Source organism: Acetobacter fabarum (genome assembly GCF_022483405.1).
Taxonomy (GTDB): Bacteria; Pseudomonadota; Alphaproteobacteria; order Acetobacterales; family Acetobacteraceae; genus Acetobacter; species Acetobacter fabarum.
The window spans coordinates 237718-255164 of the sequence record NZ_JAKVNI010000001.1 but is presented as its reverse complement, the minus strand read 5'-3'; the positions used below and the strand labels follow the sequence as shown (position 1 = coordinate 255164).

Here is a 17447-nt window from a genome sequence, read left to right as displayed (position 1 = left end):
CCGGGCAGCAGGGCAATTTTTATTCCTGCTCAGGAGCAGAGGCGGAGTTGAGCTGGATGTAACGCTCAACGCCAATCTGCTTGATCAGGTCGAACTGGCGATCAATGAAGTCTTCATGTTCTTCTTCATTGGACAGGATCTTCAGCAGCAGGTCGCGCGATACGAAGTCACGCACGCTTTCGCAGTACGCAATGCCTTCGCGCAGGTCGCTCATGGCTTTTTCTTCCAGCTTCATGTCGCATTCAAGGATTTCCTTGACGTCCTGACCGATCAGAATCGTGTTCAGGCGCTGCACGTTGGGCAGGCCGCCCAGGTACAGAATGCGTTCGATCAGCCAGTCAGCGTGACGCATTTCCTCAATGGATTCTTCGTATTCTTTTTTGCCCAGCAGGGTCACGCCCCAGTGGCGCAGGGTGCGGGCATGCAGAAAATACTGGTTGATGGCGGTCAGCTCGTTGGTGAGCTGGATGTTCAGGTGTTCAATAACTTTAGGGTCTTTGACCATGGTGGCTTACTCTCGATTACAAAAGGAACTGAAGCGGACCATAATATAAAACGCAACCACTCGCAAACAAAAAAATGTTCAAAATCAAGTGCTTTTGGAAAAATAATTATCACTTGCAACAAACTTACTTCTAAATGCGAGCGATATGCATGTATTGCTGTTGTTTTTATTTATTCGCAAGTGCGAGCGGGAGAGATTCCCGTATTTCATTAGAGTAATTCGCATCTGGCGCAGCATTTGCAGGGCGCTTTATTCGGCTGAGTTCGTGGAGTGTTGCAAAATCATAGTGTGTGTTCAGCAGCCCCAGATCATAGGCAAGGGAGGCTGTGTACCCGCTCAGCAGTACCCGCCAGTCCAGCCGGTAACGGGTGCGGGCATTGGCACGGGCCAGAATTTCGGTCGTGCAGTTGTCCATAAGCGTATTGTACCACCGTGGGGTGGTGGTCAGTTTGTGTATTTCCGTCAGGTAGTTTTTAAAAACGGCTTCTCGGGTCTGGGCAGAAAGTTCCAGCCGGTAAAGATACACACGTTCCTTGCGTATATCCGTGCGTACACCAATCAGGTCGCGTTCATCGGCGGTAACGTAGGTCAGTTCATAATGATGGAAAAAACCGGCGATGGTGGAATAGGAAAACTTTTTCTGGCGGCGTGTTTCAATGGAAACGGCAAGGTGCCGGCCATCATCAAACCCGAAGGACAGGAACACATGGGCAATGCTGTCCCCCGCCCAGTAAGACGTTATCAGGTCTATGGTGGCAAGGTGGTCCAGATCAAAGTCCGCGTTGTAATAGTGTGGGGTATAATCGGTTTCGGTTTTATAGGTAAAATCACGGATATTGCGCACATGGACTGTGCGACCATCCTGTATGGCATCGGCCAGCACGGCATATTCCCCAGCCCATTCGCGGTTATTGCTGGGGAGGTTGGTGCAGAACCATATGGCAAAGCACGCACAAAGCCCGCACAGGGCTGCAATGCGGCGTATGGGCTGGCGGATACAGGATGTTGCCACAAACAGCAGCCCGCACAGGCCGGTTGCCCCAAGGCGCAGCAGGTCGGGCTCAAGCGTGGAATAGTAAAGGGCCGCACAGGCATAGACTGCAAAAAGCAGGGTTATTGCAGTCAGTTTCCAGTGTCTTGTGTGGCGGCTGCGGTGTTTGCGCATGATCACGGCTTTGCCCATGTAGTGGGGATGACGTAATCCCCACCAATACGCATGATGTTGGTGTGGTTCATATCCCCCTTAACGTGCAGGTCGGGTATGGTGGCTGCTAACTGTTGCAGCAGAATACGGCGTACTTCGGCAATGGTGATCGGGTTGGCCTGTGTGGAGTGGCCCGAGTTGCGCACAACCAGTTCGCTCTGCACCCGTGGGTCATGCGCACTGGCATAAGCCACCACACCATCATCCGCATTTTCCAGAGCCCCGTTGCCCAGCACGGGAATAATGGAGTGGCTCTGCACATCCGGCACAACAGGAACAGTCGCCAGCGCCTGTATGAACGCACTGCGGGGAGACATGCCATAAACACTGCCAAAACGGCTGGGGCTCATATCCACCTTGAGCGCACCGGTGTTGCCCTCAAGGACCTGCTGGGTCACTTCCGTAATGGCTGCGGGAAAAGTGACCATCCGTCCTATAAGGTGCGCAATGGAAAAGTCGGCCAGATAACTGCCATGTTGTGGCGTGGAGATAAACACAACACTTTTGACTTCAGGCATGGGGGTAGGGAAAAGGGCCTGTTCCAGAAACTGCCGTACATTGGGTGAAAGGTGGAGGCTGGAGAGCGCGCGGTGGGTCAGCCCGTTCCACAGGGCATCATGCGGGTCAATTGCCAGCATTTTTGCCAAAAGCCCGCCCTGGCTGTGCCCGATCAGAGTAATCTGCCCTAGTGCCGGGTCTGCCTGCGTACCACCAAGGTCATGGATGGTGCGGTTCAGGGCATCGCGGAGTTGCAGGGCGGAGTAGGGGATAGGGTTGCCCGTGGCGTAGGAGAAAAACCAGAACTCATAATGTGCGCGTATCTGCGGGTCTTCCAGCAGGTCATTGACCATATCCGCCCAGCGTCCGGGGCTGGAGGCCGTGCCATGCACCAGCACAACGGGCATATGGCCATACTGGTGCGGTTCTATGGCAATAAGCTGGGCACGTTTGTTAAAGAGATTGCCATCCAGAAAACCCTTGTATTCCACGGACCAGTCAACCGCGTTGCTCAGGCTGATCGCGCGGGAGGCGGTCTGGTCATATTGTAGGGGAATAACACCGTCTGTGGTTGGCAGGCTGCTTGTTGTGTCAATGGTTGCCAGTGTCAGGCGCGCATCAATATGGTTTGTAAAAATCTGCTCGCGTGGGTTGGGGATTTCCAGCAGCAGGTTAACGGGAATACGCAGCTTGTCGGTAATGGAGAAGGAAATCTGGCTGTTTGCTGGTGGGTGGGGTACTGCTGCCAGAGGCACCCCCAGCCCCGCCCTGCGATAGATGTTTTTTATCCCCCGCACCGAAAGGCGCGCTGTGGGGCGGAAGTCGGTCAGCGTATAGCCGTACCATTCCTTCTGCGCGGGGGTGGTGGACAGGTCCAGCGTGCCAAAGGGGAGCGTCCAGCGTTGTGGTGCCACCTCCACAGGGTTACCCAGAGCTTCGGTCAGGCCAAACATGTAAAGATCACACGCCTGGCGGAAATGTACGTCATATGGGTTGGGTTTTGCGTTATCCGGCCCGTTGGGGTTCAGGTAGGCATAGGCGTACAGGGCTGCCGCCATAAAGGCCGCACGGTCCGTGTTCTGGCGACCCAGCAGGTAGTTCAGCTCCGCAAGGGCAAAAAGCTGGTCCTGCAGGTCGGGGGTGTAAAACTGCGCCTGTGTGCTGGCGCGCAGGATGGCCAGTGCCTGTTCGGGATTTTTCTTCCATATGGCCAACAGGTTCTGGCGCTCAAGCACAATACGGGTGGTGTTGCTCAGCTGCTGCCCGCTCAGTGTGCTCTGGCTGCGTTCCTTGTAGCTGTCTGTCAGGCTCAGGCGCTGCACGGTAATGGGGGCCGCACAGCCTGAAACGGCCAGACAGACCGCGACCCACGAAAAACGGGAACACAGAGCGCTGGATAAAGTGCTGGAAAAAGCGGGCATCCGATTCTCGGTTTTAAATCGCGGTAAAATAATGCCTGATGGTGTAGGGTGTCTGCGGCATGCTGGCAAATCCTGAACAGTCATGGCCCAGTGCGGGAAAGGTTTGTGGGTTGAAGCTGCTTTGCTGTGCGTCTGCACTACCCGGTGTTGTGCGCAAGGGTGTGCTGCCTGATGGGGCTGAACAGGTTGCGCATGGCTATACCCCCCAGACAGCCGCAGCTTATCTACCGTCCGTGAGCCAGTTAACGGTATTTTATGCCCCGGATGTGGCCGTGCCGGATGGGCAAGGGCAGATCCTGCGGCCACAGGATGCCCTGCGGGACCGGGATTACGGAACATGGGCGGGCACAGGCCTTCAGGCTCTGGACCCTGTGCAGCAGCATGCCTTTTTAACCGATGCGACTTTTGCCCCACCAGCAGGGGAAAGCTTTGCCGCGTTTTACCACAGAACGGCCCTTTGGCTGGATGATATAAGCCAGACCCTGCCCGCAGCCGTTGTGCTGGCGCGGCCTGCTGTGGTGCGCAACCTGCTGTTGCGGGTTTTGTATCAGGGGGAAGGGGCTGTGGGTCTGGCCCATGCTGCACGGGTTGATGTACCGCCCCTGAGTTACAGCCTGATCAGCTGCCATGCGGGTCAGTGGCGTTTGGGTCTGCTGGGAGTGCCGGCGGAAGGGGCGTGAGCCTGTTTTTTTGCTCGCGGCAAAGCGCGCATGCCGCTATAGCCTGCCCCTGTTAGTCGAAGGTTCCGCGCGAGCGGATGAAAAGGGAACACCGTAAGCTTCGCCAGAAGTCAGTCGGAGACTGTACCCGCAACTGTAGGCAGTAGCTTACATCCGTTGCCCCGGAGGGGGCGGCCACTGGTGCATAACCGGGAAGGCAGGGTGTGTCGCGTATCTGCAAGTCAGGAGACCTGCCTTCGTCTTGCAAACCATGTCACCGGGCGGGACTGACCGGGGGCTGAGATGTCTGATGTCATGCTATTTACTGCCGGGTTCTTATCCGCCTGCTTCCTCCTGCTCCGCGCATATTGCGGGTGGAGTGGGGTTGCTGCACCCTTTGCTGCGGCATCTGCTGCGCGTTGCGCCGAACAGGGCGGAGGTTCTGGCCCTGTTCAGAGAGTCCCCTCAGCTGGCCGAAGAGGCCGCCTTGCAACAGGCCGGAGGGCAGATGCTGGGGATGTTTATGCCAGAACAGCCTTTACCTTACCGTGCCAGAGCCTTGCAGCTTGAGACCCTCTTCCGCGGCATGCTGGAGCACGCACTAAGTCTGGCCATAAAGGCCCGTTGTGCCCCCGAGCAGGAGCGAGAGGAAAAGGCCGAAAACCCCTCAGCTCATGCCATGCTCATGGCCTATGTTGCGGCCCAGCACGTTGTGGGCGCGCGCCACATGGCTATGGAGTTATATAACCGCAGATAGCGTTAGAGTGATCACAGGTATTTTTTTGCCTGTTGGCTTGGACTTTTTGTGGCTTTTGTTCTTTTTTAGCACCCAGCACGCACCACCCTATGGGCTGAACCGGCCATAGGGTGGTGCGTGTTGCTCAATGCACTGTGCAGGACCTGGCCATGCCCCATGCTTTTTTGCCTTTACTGACCTTTGCCGCCGCGTGGGGTGTTCTGGTGCTCACACCGGGGACAGAAACGGCCCTTGTTATCCGTCTGGGCATGAATGTGAGCCGCAAGGCGGCCCTTGGGGCAGCGCTGGGCACCGGCACAGGGCTTGCCATATGGGGAGCAGGCACAGCGTTTGGGGTAAGCGCTTTGGTTGCGGCCTCTCCCACACTGTATCTGGCGCTGGAATGGGCCGGGGCGCTTTATCTGGCTTATCTGGGGGTGCGCCTGCTTATGCCTTCTGCCGGGGCGCATGATCAGGCGCGGGCAGATGCTCAGGCACGGTCTGTTGGCGGTATGGGGGCTGGCTACCAGCGTGGGCTGTTGACCACATGCCTTAACCCACTTGTTGGTGTGTTCGACCTGACCGCCTTTGCCCAGTTTATTCCCGCAGGTGTACACCGGGTCAGCTATTCCCTTCTGCTGGCGGGGGTGCAGGTGGTTATGGCTGTGGCATGGTATGCGGTTCTGGCCTGTCTGGCGTTTTCGCTCGGTCGTGTTCTGTCCAGCCCCAGAGTGGTGCGTGCGCTGGATGTGCTTACGGGGGTGGTGTTCCTCTTTTTTGCATTCAGGCTGGTCATGAGCGGTATTCCATCCTGAAGCATGATGGCCAGAAAAGTCAGGCGTTCTGCCAAGGTGCTGTTATGCTGCGTACCATAAGGCGGGCGGAGTATGGTCAGCCCCTTGGGTAGTGGGAATGCGGCATGAGCAAAACGCCAAGGCTTATCCAGTCCATAGAGCGGTCCGCAGCTATTCTGGAAATTATAGCCCAGCAGGGTGGTGGTGCACGTTTGCAGCAGATTGCCAGTATTTCAGGCATAGGCAAAACAACGGTGCACAATATTCTGCAAACGCTGGACCATTTGGGATACGTCCAGCGCAGGGCAGGGGATATGCGTTACCATCTGGGCGGGCGCATACTCAACCTCGCCCGTATTGCGGGGGATGATAACAGCGTGCGGGCCCGTCTGCGCCCGGTGCTGGAAGCCGTTGCCCATAAAAGTGGTGGCACGGCATGGCTGGCCGTGCCTAGCGGGGACCAGGCCGCGTATCTGGATATTGTCGATCCCAATGGGCTTTGTGCCGGTTGGCCCAGGGTGCCAGTGCGGGAAAACCTGGAAGGTTCAGCCGTTGGGTGGGTATTCTTGGCCTGTGTGCCCGGTCTGGGCAAGCGGGTGCTGGCAACTCGTGCCAATGCGCTGGATGCAGATGTACTGAGCCGTATAGAAGATGTGCGGATCAAAGGATATGCGCTGGACTTGGAGGCCTACAGGCCGGGGCTGAACGGTGTTGCCATTCCATGGCGGATAAATGGGGAGGTCAGGGCAAGCCTGTGCCTGACCGGCCCTCCTGCGCAGTTTCCGCAGCACCGCCTGATCAGGCTTGCGTGGATGATGATGCGCTCACTTGAGCAGCTTGATGTTCAACAATATTGAATAAATAAACTTTTCCCTGTTTTTCCGGTTCCCTTATCTGCCCGTGTGGCTAACGTACCTGCCTTTGCACAAAAGGAATGTACGAGTCATGAACGCAACACTTGCAACCGCCATGCTGGATGCCGCCCATGCCGAGGCACGGCGGATGGGTGTAACTGTCTGCATTTCCATTCTGGACGCGGCAGCATGGCCTGTTGCCTTCCTGCGTATGGAAGGCGTTATTCTGGGGGCGGTTGATGTGGCCAGCAAAAAGGCCCGCACGGCGGTTCTGTTCCAGATGGACAGCGCAGATTTTGCAAAAATTGGTCATCCCGACGGTCGTGCCTATACGCTGGAAAACACCAATGGCGGTATGACCAGCTTTGGCGGCGGTCTGGTGCTGAAGGCTGCAGATGGCAAGGTGCTGGGCGCCATTGGTGTTTCAGGCGCAAGCACGGAAGAAGATATTGCCATTGCCCGTGTGGCTGCAAAAACCCTTTCGGCCTGATGGGTTTCTGGCACAGAGCAAAACCATGACAGAACAGACCACTCCCCCAGTAGGCAGCATGGCCCCAATGGCCCCACCAGCGGGTAGAGCTGCGGCACTCCTTGTCCTGACCTTTGGCGCATTTGTCGTTGGCACTGGTGAATTTGCCATTATGGGAATGCTGCCCGAATTTGCAGCATCCCTGCACCTGTCCACGGCTGATGCGGGCTACGCCATTACAGCCTACGCGCTTGGGGTTGTTATTGGTGCGCCGCTCATTACCATTCTGGGTGCGCGCCTGTCGCGGCGGGAACTGCTGCTTGTGCTGCTGTTACTGTTTGTTTTTGGTAATCTGCTTAGTGTTGCCATGCCCACGCCGGGGCTGGTCGAGGTGGCGCGGTTTATTACCGGATTGCCTCATGGTGCCATTTTTGGCGTATCGGCTCTGGTTGCGGCATCCATGGTGGAGCGTGCACGCCGGGGTTGGGCGGTTGGGCGTGTTTTGTCCGGCATTGCAATTTCTACTCTGGTCGGGGCACCGTTTTCCACTTTTGCAGCCAATCATTTTGGCTGGCGCATTGCGTACCTGATTATTGGCCTGTTCGGGCTTTTAACCTTTGCCGGGGTGTGGCGTTTTATTCCGGCGGATACACCAAACCGTGCCAATTCTCCGCTCAGGGAGGTTACGGCACTGGGTAATACACAGGTGCTGCTTACATTGCTGACCGCAGCAATTGGCTTTGGTGGCATGTTTGCAATTTACACGTACCTGACAAGTGTTTTGCAAAATGTTACGCACGTGCCCGAATGGCAGGTCATGCTGTATATGGTGGTCTGGGGTGTGGGTATGCTGGCAGGTGCCAATATCGGGGCGTGGCTGGTGGACCGTAACATCAATCTGGCAGCTATTTTTGCGCTGGCCGGCAGTGCGGTCGCCATGCTGGTTTTTTCAGTACTTTTACACAGCAATCTTGCGTTGATGCTTGATGTATTTCTGATCCCGGCCTGCGTAAACGCGCTCGGCCCCGCCTTGCAGACACGGTTGATGGATTTTGCAGGCGATGCGCAAACTCTGGCTGCCTCCCTTAATCATTCTGCATTTAACATTGCCAATGCGCTGGGGGCGTCGCTGGGGAGCGTCTTGCTGGGGCAGCAGTTTGGGTATGCTGCACTGGGTGTGGGTGGGGCGCTGCTTTCTGCTGGTGGGCTGCTGGTTTATCTGCTGGCTCTTTTCATTCTCAAAAAAAGCGGGGTGCCGGAAGAACGCCAGCCCATAACATAATGAGTTCATAGCCTTAAAAAGCCCCTTGCCCGGCAAGGGGTTTTTTATTGCCTGCCAATAGGGCCATAGCAGACGCTACCCAGCACTTGTATGGTGCTATGTGCAGCATAATTCAGCAATGTGTGGGAAAATAACAACGCGCTTGATACCAGATGGTATCCCGTACGGGATTCGAACCCGTGTTGCCGCCGTGAAAGGGCAGTGTCCTAGGCCTCTAGACGAACGGGACAGAGGCGTTGTTGAGCCGCTGTTTAGAGTGGAATGTACGGAGCGTCAAGCAACTAAATGACATTTGTGCATTTTTTTTTGAACGAGAGGCCAATGCTCTGGCATTCTCCCATGTGGGGGCGCTGTTCCATACCGGGTTGGGGCTGCCTTATAACCCAAGTAGGGTCAGTTCCTTTTGCAGTGCGGGGGGGAGGTCGTCATGCCGCGCGCTGCTGCTCAGGTCGGGCGGTGCGTCAGCCGGGTTCAGGTACCGCCAGCCCTGAAAAGGGCGCAGGGCGCGGGCTTCCACCCGGATGATGGTGGGGTCGATAAAAAGCAATGTGCCATTTGTGCCATCGGCCCGTGTTTCGGGCTGAATGTCCACAAGGCGCTGGCGGCACAGGATAAGCCCCGCAATAACCCGGTAAAGTGACCCACCCTGGAGCAGTGCTGCCGCCTGCTTGGGAAAAGTCCGTGTGTGCACAACAGGCAGCATTGTGCCGCTGCCGGGGTGGCGGCGCTGGTTGGCGGGTAAACGCTGGCGCTCCGCCAGCTCATCCAGCGAGGAAACACCAACAACAAGTTTGATCAGGTTTATCATGTCCCTCACATGGTGGTGGTCAGGTATGGAACACCCTGCCGGAGTTAGAGCACAAGAGCTGCCAGAAGGGCCTCAAGCCGCAGCCTGCCTTCTGCTGTGGCGCGGAGTGTCTGGTCGTCGCGTATCAGGTAGCCTTCGTGCAGTGCCTGCGCCAGAATGGTCTGATCCACGGCGTTGTCCAGCGTCATGCCAGTGCGGGCTGCAAAACGGGCCAGATGAATACCCTCATGCACACGCAGGCCCATCAGCAGCATTTCCTGCGCACGGTCATGGGGTGTGAGGTCTTCTTCCGATGTCTGGCCGGTGCCTGTGTGTTCCACCCGTTCGGCCCAAGGTTCGGGCGCGCGGTGGCGGCGTGTGGCCTTGAGCGCACTGCCAAAGCTCAGGCGGCCATGTGCTCCCGGCCCAATGCCCAGATAATCCCCATACCGCCAGTAGGTCAGGTTGTGCTGGCTCTCGCTGCCGGGGCGCGCGTAGTTGGACACTTCATACGCCGCCATGCCGTGGGCCTGTGTGAGTTCGGCCGTGGTTTCGTACAGGGCGGCGGCTGTATCACTGTCGGGCAGGGTGAACGCGCCTTGGCGGTAGAGGGCTTCAAATCGCGTGCCCGGCTCGATTGTGAGCTGGTAGAGGGAGAGGTGGTCATCCGCCAGTTGCAGGGCTGTGGCCAGTTCCTGCCGCCATGCGGCAATGCTCTGTTCTGGCCGGGCGTAGATCAGGTCAAATGTCAGGCGGGGGAACAGGCTGCGTGCTGTCTCCAGCGCCGCGCGGGCCTGTGCCGCGGAATGTTCCCGGCCCAGAAAGGCAAGAGCCCGGTCCTCCAGCGCCTGAATACCAAGGGAGACGCGGTTGACACCTGCCTGACGGAACTGGTGTAGCCGCCCGGCTTCCACGCTGGTCGGGTTGGCTTCCAGCGTGATCTCCATGTCCGGAGCCGCGTCAAACAGGGTGCGGGCATCTTCTATCAGGGCTGCCACGGTTTCTGGCGCCATGAGCGAGGGTGTGCCGCCGCCAAAGAAGATGGATGTCAGCTTCCGGCGGCCCAGCCGTGCGGCGTCGTGTGCCAGTTCGGCCCGGAGTGCCTTGGCAAACCGGGCCTGCGGAATATGCTCGCGTACATGGGAGTTGAAGTCACAGTACGGGCATTTGGCCAGACAGAACGGCCAGTGGATGTAAAGGGCGAGTGGTTCGTGCTGCACGCGCTCAGATGGCTACCTTTACGCCCAGTTCCACCACGCGGTCGGGCGGAATACGGAAGAACTCCATGCTCGAAGTCGAGTTACGCAGCATGAACAGGAAGATGGACATCCGCCACCGCGACATGCGCGGCACCGAGGAACGTGTGACCAGTTCGCGCGATGTGAAGTACGAGGCCTGAAGGGCATCAAAGTCCACATCATTGGCTTTGAGTTCTTCCAGCGCGCGGGGGATGTTGGGCATTTCCATAAAGCCGTAGCGCAGGATGACCCGGTACACATCCGGTGCCAGTTCTTCCACCGTTACGCGGTGGCCACGTTCGGCTTCCGGCTGGTCAAGGTTCTGCACGGTTACAAACAGCACGTGGTCATGCAGGATCTTGTTGTGGCGCAGGTTATGCAGCAGGCAGGGGGGCACAAAGTCGGGCGTGCTGGTCATGAATACGGCCATGCCCGGTACGCGGATAATGGTGCGCGACTGGGGCAGACGGGCAATAAAGGAGCCCATGGGCAGGCTGTCCTGCCGCTGGCGGGCAATAATAAGGCCGCGGCCCTTTTTCCATGTCGTCATCATCAGTGTCAGCACGCAGCCGAGCATTACGGGTACCCACCCGCCATCAGGGATTTTGAGCGCATTGGCGGTAAAGAACGTGCCATCGAGCAGCAAAAAGCCACCAAACACCATGCCAACCTGCCATGCGGGCCAGTTGAAGTGCTTGCGAAAGACCGCAATGGCCAGAATGGAGGTGCATATAAACGTGCCCGTAACCGCAATGCCGTAAGCCGAGGCCAGAGCATCCGAACTGCGGAAGGCCAGCACCAGCAGCACGGCACCCACAGCAAGGAAGCGGTTGAAGTCGGGCAGGTAGATCTGGCCTTCTTCTTCCGCATTGGTGTGGGTAATGCGCAGACGCGGCATGTAACCGAGCTGAATAAGCTGGCGGCAGAGCGAGAACCCGCCCGAAATCCCGGCCTGGCTTGCAATAACCGTTGCCAGTGTGGACAGCACCACCATTGGCCCCTGCATCCAGTGCGGGCATAGCAGGAAGAACGGGTTAGCCAGCGCCTTGGGGTCTGCAATAACCAGTGCGGCCTGCCCAAAATAGTTCAGCACCAGCATGGGCAGCACAAAAAACAGCCATGCGTAGCGGATGGGAGCGCGGCCAAAATGCCCCATATCCGCATACAGCGCCTCTGCCCCGGTTACGCACAGCACAACCGCCCCAAGGGCCAGAAAGGAGAGTTTGCCGTGGTAAAACACGAACTCCAGCGCATAGGTGGGGGAGAGGGAGAGCAGAATATGCGGGTGGTGCATGATCTCGATAACGCCGAGCGTACCCAGCGTACCAAACCAGAGCAGCATGACCGGGCCAAATATGGTGCCCACCCGGCCTGTACCCACCCATTGCACGCTAAACAGGCTGATAATGACCAGTATGGCAACCGGGATAACCACCTCGTGTGCTGCGGGAATACTGACTTCCACCCCTTCGATGGCTGAAAGCACGGAAATGGCGGGGGTAATAATGCCATCCCCAAAAAACAGACAGGTGCCAATAATCCCGACCATGCCAAGCACCAGCCGCGTTCGCGTGCTGGTGGTCACGCGTTGGGCCAGGGACATGATCGCCAGAATACCGCCCTCGCCATTATGGTCTGCCCGCATGATGAGCAGCACATATTTAACGGTCACGATCAGGATCAGGGTCCAGAAGATAAGGCTGGCAACCCCCATGATTTCCCACGGTTCCACCTTGTGGTGGTCAGAAATGACCTCCACCGTGGACCGAAAGGCGTAAAGCGGGCTTGTGCCGATATCACCATAAACAACACCCAGCACGCTCAGCAGGGCAGCAAAGCCTACGGGTGCCATGGCATGTTGTGGTTGATCCGCGTCGAACTCGGCAATCCGCCGTGGTTCTGGTGCTCCGGTGGTCTGGGGCGTCTCGCCCGGAGCCGGGGCGGAACCTTTGGGCGTTGTACTGTCGGCGTCGGTCATGGCATTTCTGGCTCCGCGTCAGGGGCTGAAGAAGAAAAAAGAAATTCTAGGATGCCCTGCATAAAGTGCGCAGAGTGCCAGAGGCAAGGCATACCGGCTACCATTATTGAGAATGGGCCGTTCAGGCTAGTGCCGGGCGTGGGCCAAATATGGCGCTGCCAACCCGTACAAGGGTGGCACCGTGCGCAATGGCCTGCTCAAAATCGGCCGACATGCCCATGGACAGCACAGGCAGGCCATGGGTCTGGGCCATACTGCGCAGGAGCTGAAAATGCGGGACCGGATTCTGCTCTGCGGGGGGGATGCACATTAGCCCCCGTAGGGATGGGCCAAATCGCTTCTGGCACAGGCGTATAAACGCATCGGCCTCTTCTTTTGGCACACCAAACTTCTGGGGTTCATCACCTGTGTTGACCTCCACCAGCAGGTCGGGCAGCCGACCCTGCGCATCTGCCGCGCGGGCAATGGCATCCACCAGTGCGGGGCGGTCGAGGCTTTCAATCATATCGGCAATGCGGACTGCATCGCGCGCCTTGTTGGTCTGTAGGCCCCCAATCAGGTGCAGCCGCAGGTCGGGGTTGGCGGCCCGCAGGGGTGGGAACTTGGCTGTGGCCTCCTGCACCCGGTTTTCACCAAACACACACTGCCCCGCGGCAAGAGCCTCCTGCACGCTTTGCAGGGGGTGGAATTTGGAGACGGCCACCAGAGTCACCTCAGCCGGGTCGCGCCCGGCGGCAAGGGCTGCGGCGTGCATGCTGCGGCGCACGGCGCAAAGCCGATCGGCAATGCTGGACGTGGCGGAAGGGAGAGACGTATCCATGGGGCCCCGGAAGTGCTTGCAAAACGGAAAGGCAGGGTTGCCCCTGCTCTTGTATCTTTCCTTTTAGGCGGGGGAGACCGTTAAGACAATTTTGCCAATGTGGTTACCTTCCTCCAGCGCCTTGTGCGCCTGATTGGCCTGTGCGAGCGGGAAGGTGGCATGGATAAGCGGTTTTATGCTTCCCCGGTCCAGCAGGGGCCATACCCGCTCATGCAGTTCGCGGGCAATGCGGGCCTTGTTGGCGCTGTCTCTGGGGCGCAGGCTGCTACCTGTTACGGTCAGGCGGCGGGTCATAATCCGGGCCAGATCGGCCTGTTCCGCCTTGGCTCCTCCCTGAAGGGCAATAATAACCAGCCGGCCATCAAGCGTGAGGGATTTGAGGTTGCGGTTGAAGTAAGCGCCGCCAATCATGTCCAGAATAATGTTCACGCCCTGATCGTGGGTCAGTTCGCGAATACGGGTTAAAAAATCTTCTGTGCGGTAGTTAATGGCCGTAGCCCCCAGCTCCGTGCACAGGGCGCATTTTTCATCTGTGCCAGCGGTTGCAAAAGCCTGCCCGCCAAAGGCTTTGACAAGCTGAATGGCCGTGGTGCCAATACCGCTGGTGCCGCCATGGATCAGCACCCGTGCACCGGGTTCGGGCATGGTCGGCATGAACAGGTTGGACCAGACGGTAAAATAGGTTTCCGGCAGTGCGGCGGCCTGCTCGGCATTAAAACCCTTGGGCCATGGCAGGCACTGGCCTGCGGGCACAAGGCAGTACTGCGCATAACCGCCGCCATTGGTTAAGGCGCATACACGGCTGCCGGGAGCGGGCATGGGGGTGCCCTCCTGTGGCAGGCCACAGGCCACCACTTCCCCTGCTATTTCCAGCCCAAGCCGGGGGCAGGCTCCGGGCGGAGGGGGGTAAAGCCCCTTGCGCTGCATAAGGTCGGGGCGGTTAACGCCTGCAGCCATGACGCGCACTAGCACTTCCCCCCGGCCGGGTTGGGGAACCTGCAGGGTTTCAAGGTGCAAAACGTCTGGCTCTCCGGGTTCGGTAAAGCAGATTGCTTGCATGGAGGATGGAACAACAGGTGCAGCAGGCATGGGACACCGCCGGTTTTTGATAACAATCAGACCCTGTTATTATGGGGGGTAGCCGTGCGGGGCAAAAGAGGCCGGGCGATCACGTCCGTGCTACGTGACGCGGAGGCAGGCGGTTGCCGGGCTATTTACCGTGTTTTTCCCCCGCCAGTTCGCGGCGGGTGCGTTCGAGTTCTTCCGCGTAACGGCGCAGGACGTAACGCTCGCTGAGAATACCCAGCACATGGCCCTCCCTGTTTGTTACGGCCAGTGCCGGGCGGGTTGTGCGTTCAAAGGCGGCAACGGCATGCCCGATTGAAAAATCGGGGGAAAGTACTTCCCCGTCATGCTCCACTAGAGCGGAAAGAGGCTGGTCGGGGGCAATGGTAATGGACTGGATCAGGTTGCTTTCCAGTAGTCCGGCGTAATGGTTCTGGCCATTGTGCAGCACGATATAGCGGGGCATGCGCCCGGCAAAGTTTGTGCGGGCCGTAGCAACGGTTGTGTCTGCGGCCAGCGTATCCAGCTCCGTACGCATCATGCGGCCTACGGTTAAGGTGCGCATCCACCCCACATCTACACCGGAGCGAATATTTTCTCCCCGCAGGTGGAAGCGCCATGTGGCGAAGGAATAGCCAAAAATGCGTTTGACCGTAAAGGAGGCAACAAGGGCGGTCAGGGCTACGGCGGCGGTCAGGTTGGCACTGTGGGTGGTTTCCAGCGTGAGCAGGATCATGGTCAGCGGTCCGCCAATAATGGCGGTGGCCAGCGCGCACATGCCCGCAATCGTGCACAGTCCCAGAGAAAGATCCATAACGGGGGCAACCACACTGGCAAAAGCGGCCCCGGTCAGCACCCCCAGATAAAGCGAGGCAAAAAACAGTCCCCCCCTGAACCCCGACCCGATTGAGAGGGTAGAGGCCGCTGCCTTGAGCAGCAAAAGCCCCAATGCGGCCCAGAGCAGGGGTGGGCTGACCAGCCCCGCCCGCATGGCAATATGGCCCGAGGACAGAACGGTGGGGGATATAATGGCCAGCCCGCCGACCAGCAGCCCACCCACCATGGGCCGTAGCCACAGGGGCTTGATGCACACCGCAAAAATCTGTTCCGCGTAGGCAGCACTTTTCATGAGTGCAACGCCGATCAGGGCGGAAATACCCCCCAGCACCGCCAGAAGGGGGTAGGCCAGTGCTGGAATATCCTGCGGAATGGTCATGGTAATGGCGGGGAGTGTTTCCCCCGTCAGGTGCACAACAGCCAGCGCACATAAGGAGGCGCAGGCAACCGGGGCCAGCAGGGGAAAAGCGTAGGAACCTATAATGAGTTCAAATGCGTAAAACGCCCCTGCGAGGGGGGCATCAAAAGCGCCACCAATGGCCCCGGCTGCGCCACACCCCACAAGCAGGCGCACATCAGCCCGGTGCATGCGCAGGTTGCGCCCGATGCGCGAGCCAAAGGCCGCGCCAATCTGGGTAAATCCGGCTTCCAGCCCAAGGGAAATACCACAGCCGTTGGAAAGAATGGTCTGCCCCGTTACAATCAGGCTATCCCGCAGGGACATACGCCCCCCATGCAGGGCATTGGCCTCAATCGGGTCAACCGGTCTGTGGCGGTTGTGGCGTTGCAGGGTGTAATGCCAAAGCCCCAGCAGCAGGCCACCAATGGCGGGTACCAGCAGGGCGCGCCAGGGAGCCACGTGCTCCAGCCCGGACAGGCGCTTGTAACCGGGAGCCAGCAGATTATGGGCGAGCAAGGTGGTAAAGGTGATCAGGCTTACGGCCAGCCCTGCCAGCACGCCGGTTATGGCCCCCAGAACAAGCAGCCAGAGCGAATCCGTGCGCACCAGTGCCCGCAGGGCCGCAAGCCACCGGGCTGGCGTCTTATGGGAGCGCAGGTGTTCCAGCAACGCTGTCATGCTGCATGGCATAACAGCATGGGGGCAGGGCGTCCAATAAGATGTATGAATGCCATACCGCTTATGGGGCAGCCTGCTATTGCGCTGGCTTATGGGGCAGGGGGCTGTGCTGCCAGAATGCGCGAAATATCATCCTCGCTCAGATGGTAGCGGAAGAAGATGTTGTAAAAATTGCGCAGTGCGGTCCGTATATCCAGGTCCGCGAACAAGGTGGGGTGGAGTTTTTTTGCAACCCACTGGACCTGTAGCAGGGCTTCGCAGCCGTAGCGGTCCCATGCAAATACCCCTTTGGGGTTGGTCCACCATTTTTGCTGCTGGAAGGCGTTGAGCGTGCGCAGGGGGGAAGATTCGGGGAGTTCCCCGGCGGCGGAGTCCACAATAACCACATCGGGGTTCCACACAGCGATCTGCTCAAAGCTGACTGGCCTGTGATTGCCTGCAATTTTTGCGGCGTTGATGCCTCCGGCGGCCTGAATCCAGGCATCAATCAGGGTTTTCTGCCCATCAATCTGCAGGGGGGAGAAACGGGCAATGTGGAGCACGCGTGGGCGTTCGGTTGCAGGAACCTGTGCCGTGCGGAACTTGAGCAGCTCCAGCACGCGCTCCATTTCCTGGCGGTAACGCTTGGCGGTATTATGGGCCTCCTGCGTGCCAATGGCCTCGGCACTCATGTCGAGCGAACTCAGCAGGTCCGGCATGGTCATGTATTCGGCAGCAAGGGCTGCCACGCCTGCGCGCCTGAGCTCTTCCGCCTTGGCTTTGGTGGGCACAAATGTCAGGCCAATTCTGTTGGCCAGCAGGTATTCCGCGCTGGCCGTATCGGGTTTGACACCCATATGCGCCATGTACAGAACGGGAGAAATTTTGAAAAGCCAGGGATTATCGCCCGGATTTTCCGCCGTGACCCGTATGCGCGGTGCCGCACCCAGCATGACGCTTATTTCGTTATGGGCAAACCACAGGTCGGCAATGGGGGGGGCACCATCCTTGATCTCGACCGTTGCGCCACTCATATCTGTTACAAGGCGGGCCTGTGCGTGCAGGGGAGCGCAAAAAGCAAGGCTTGCAGCCATGGCTGCCATAATGCGTGGCAGGCTGAAATATCTGGGGCGGTGGAAGGTCATGCGCTTATCCTAATTTCAGATATATTAAAATATGGACAGGCGGCTTGCAAGCCACATCGGCGGGGGAGGCAAAAGCCCCGCAGCCATACCAGCAGAAG

16 protein-coding genes, 1 tRNA gene and 1 riboswitch are annotated in these 17447 nt (G+C 58.4%); of the genes, 6 read left to right on the top strand and 11 right to left on the bottom strand.

The features are described from left to right. Nucleotides 1-19 precede the first annotated feature (19 nt). From bfr to LKE65_RS01270, 3 genes are all read right to left on the bottom strand, one after another. The gene (bfr, locus tag LKE65_RS01280; RefSeq protein ID WP_025826363.1) at nucleotides 20-505 is read right to left on the bottom strand and encodes a bacterioferritin; all 486 of its coding nucleotides are present in this window, start codon (nucleotides 503-505) and stop codon (nucleotides 20-22) included. Nucleotides 506-671: 166 nt separating this feature from the next. Then, a complete protein-coding gene (locus LKE65_RS01275; protein WP_278740135.1) occupies nucleotides 672-1670 on the bottom strand; it encodes an Lnb N-terminal periplasmic domain-containing protein in 999 nt (332 codons plus the stop codon). Nucleotides 1671-1672: 2 nt separating this feature from the next. After that, nucleotides 1673-3628, bottom strand: a complete 1956-nt coding sequence (locus tag LKE65_RS01270; protein WP_278740134.1) for an esterase/lipase family protein — start codon at nucleotides 3626-3628, stop codon at nucleotides 1673-1675. A gap of 110 nt (nucleotides 3629-3738) precedes the next feature. Here LKE65_RS01270 and LKE65_RS01265 point away from each other — a divergent pair, with 110 nt between their 5' ends. The 6 genes from LKE65_RS01265 (at nucleotide 3739) to LKE65_RS01240 (ending at nucleotide 8422) form a co-directional block, all read left to right on the top strand. Continuing rightward, nucleotides 3739-4308: a histidine phosphatase family protein gene (locus LKE65_RS01265; protein ID WP_278740132.1), complete on the top strand. Its 570-nt coding sequence runs from the start codon at nucleotides 3739-3741 to the stop codon at nucleotides 4306-4308. A gap of 43 nt (nucleotides 4309-4351) precedes the next feature. Further along, nucleotides 4352-4560: riboswitch (cobalamin riboswitch) on the top strand. A gap of 37 nt (nucleotides 4561-4597) precedes the next feature. Beyond that, a complete protein-coding gene (locus LKE65_RS01260) occupies nucleotides 4598-5044 on the top strand; it encodes a hypothetical protein (RefSeq protein ID WP_278740130.1) in 447 nt (148 codons plus the stop codon). Between the two features lie 149 nt (nucleotides 5045-5193). Next, a complete protein-coding gene (locus tag LKE65_RS01255; protein ID WP_095349592.1) occupies nucleotides 5194-5838 on the top strand; it encodes a LysE family translocator in 645 nt (214 codons plus the stop codon). A gap of 104 nt (nucleotides 5839-5942) precedes the next feature. Next, on the top strand, nucleotides 5943-6674 hold the full coding sequence (locus LKE65_RS01250) for an IclR family transcriptional regulator (RefSeq protein ID WP_278740128.1): 732 nt from the start codon (nucleotides 5943-5945) through the stop codon (nucleotides 6672-6674). An 88-nt stretch (nucleotides 6675-6762) separates the two neighbouring features. After that, complete coding sequence (locus LKE65_RS01245) at nucleotides 6763-7161, top strand: GlcG/HbpS family heme-binding protein (RefSeq protein WP_165925509.1); 399 nt, start codon at nucleotides 6763-6765, stop codon at nucleotides 7159-7161. A 25-nt stretch (nucleotides 7162-7186) separates the two neighbouring features. Next, nucleotides 7187-8422 (top strand): MFS transporter, encoded by a 1236-nt coding sequence (locus tag LKE65_RS01240; protein WP_278740126.1) that lies wholly within the window; start codon nucleotides 7187-7189, stop codon nucleotides 8420-8422. Nucleotides 8423-8575: 153 nt separating this feature from the next. On the opposite strand, the gene LKE65_RS01235 is transcribed toward LKE65_RS01240, so the two are convergent. From LKE65_RS01235 to LKE65_RS01200, 8 genes are all read right to left on the bottom strand, one after another. Next, nucleotides 8576-8651 (bottom strand) — tRNA-Glu (locus LKE65_RS01235). A gap of 147 nt (nucleotides 8652-8798) precedes the next feature. After that, nucleotides 8799-9230, bottom strand: coding sequence for a DUF1489 family protein (locus LKE65_RS01230; RefSeq protein WP_086646246.1), 432 nt, complete (start codon nucleotides 9228-9230; stop codon nucleotides 8799-8801). Between the two features lie 44 nt (nucleotides 9231-9274). Beyond that, complete coding sequence (gene hemW, locus LKE65_RS01225; RefSeq protein ID WP_166113178.1) at nucleotides 9275-10429, bottom strand: radical SAM family heme chaperone HemW; 1155 nt, start codon at nucleotides 10427-10429, stop codon at nucleotides 9275-9277. A 4-nt stretch (nucleotides 10430-10433) separates the two neighbouring features. Further along, complete coding sequence (locus tag LKE65_RS01220) at nucleotides 10434-12425, bottom strand: potassium transporter Kup (protein WP_278740122.1); 1992 nt, start codon at nucleotides 12423-12425, stop codon at nucleotides 10434-10436. Nucleotides 12426-12546: 121 nt separating this feature from the next. Then, the gene (locus LKE65_RS01215; protein ID WP_165925506.1) at nucleotides 12547-13245 is read right to left on the bottom strand and encodes a YggS family pyridoxal phosphate-dependent enzyme; all 699 of its coding nucleotides are present in this window, start codon (nucleotides 13243-13245) and stop codon (nucleotides 12547-12549) included. Nucleotides 13246-13308: 63 nt separating this feature from the next. Beyond that, nucleotides 13309-14334, bottom strand: a complete 1026-nt coding sequence (locus LKE65_RS01210; protein ID WP_278740119.1) for an NAD(P)H-quinone oxidoreductase — start codon at nucleotides 14332-14334, stop codon at nucleotides 13309-13311. 121 nt (nucleotides 14335-14455) lie between these two features. Next, nucleotides 14456-16225: a chloride channel protein gene (locus tag LKE65_RS01205; RefSeq protein WP_278740118.1), complete on the bottom strand. Its 1770-nt coding sequence runs from the start codon at nucleotides 16223-16225 to the stop codon at nucleotides 14456-14458. 89 nt (nucleotides 16226-16314) lie between these two features. Beyond that, nucleotides 16315-17349: a sugar ABC transporter substrate-binding protein gene (locus LKE65_RS01200; RefSeq protein WP_244896401.1), complete on the bottom strand. Its 1035-nt coding sequence runs from the start codon at nucleotides 17347-17349 to the stop codon at nucleotides 16315-16317. Between the last annotated feature and the right edge of the window lie 98 nt (nucleotides 17350-17447).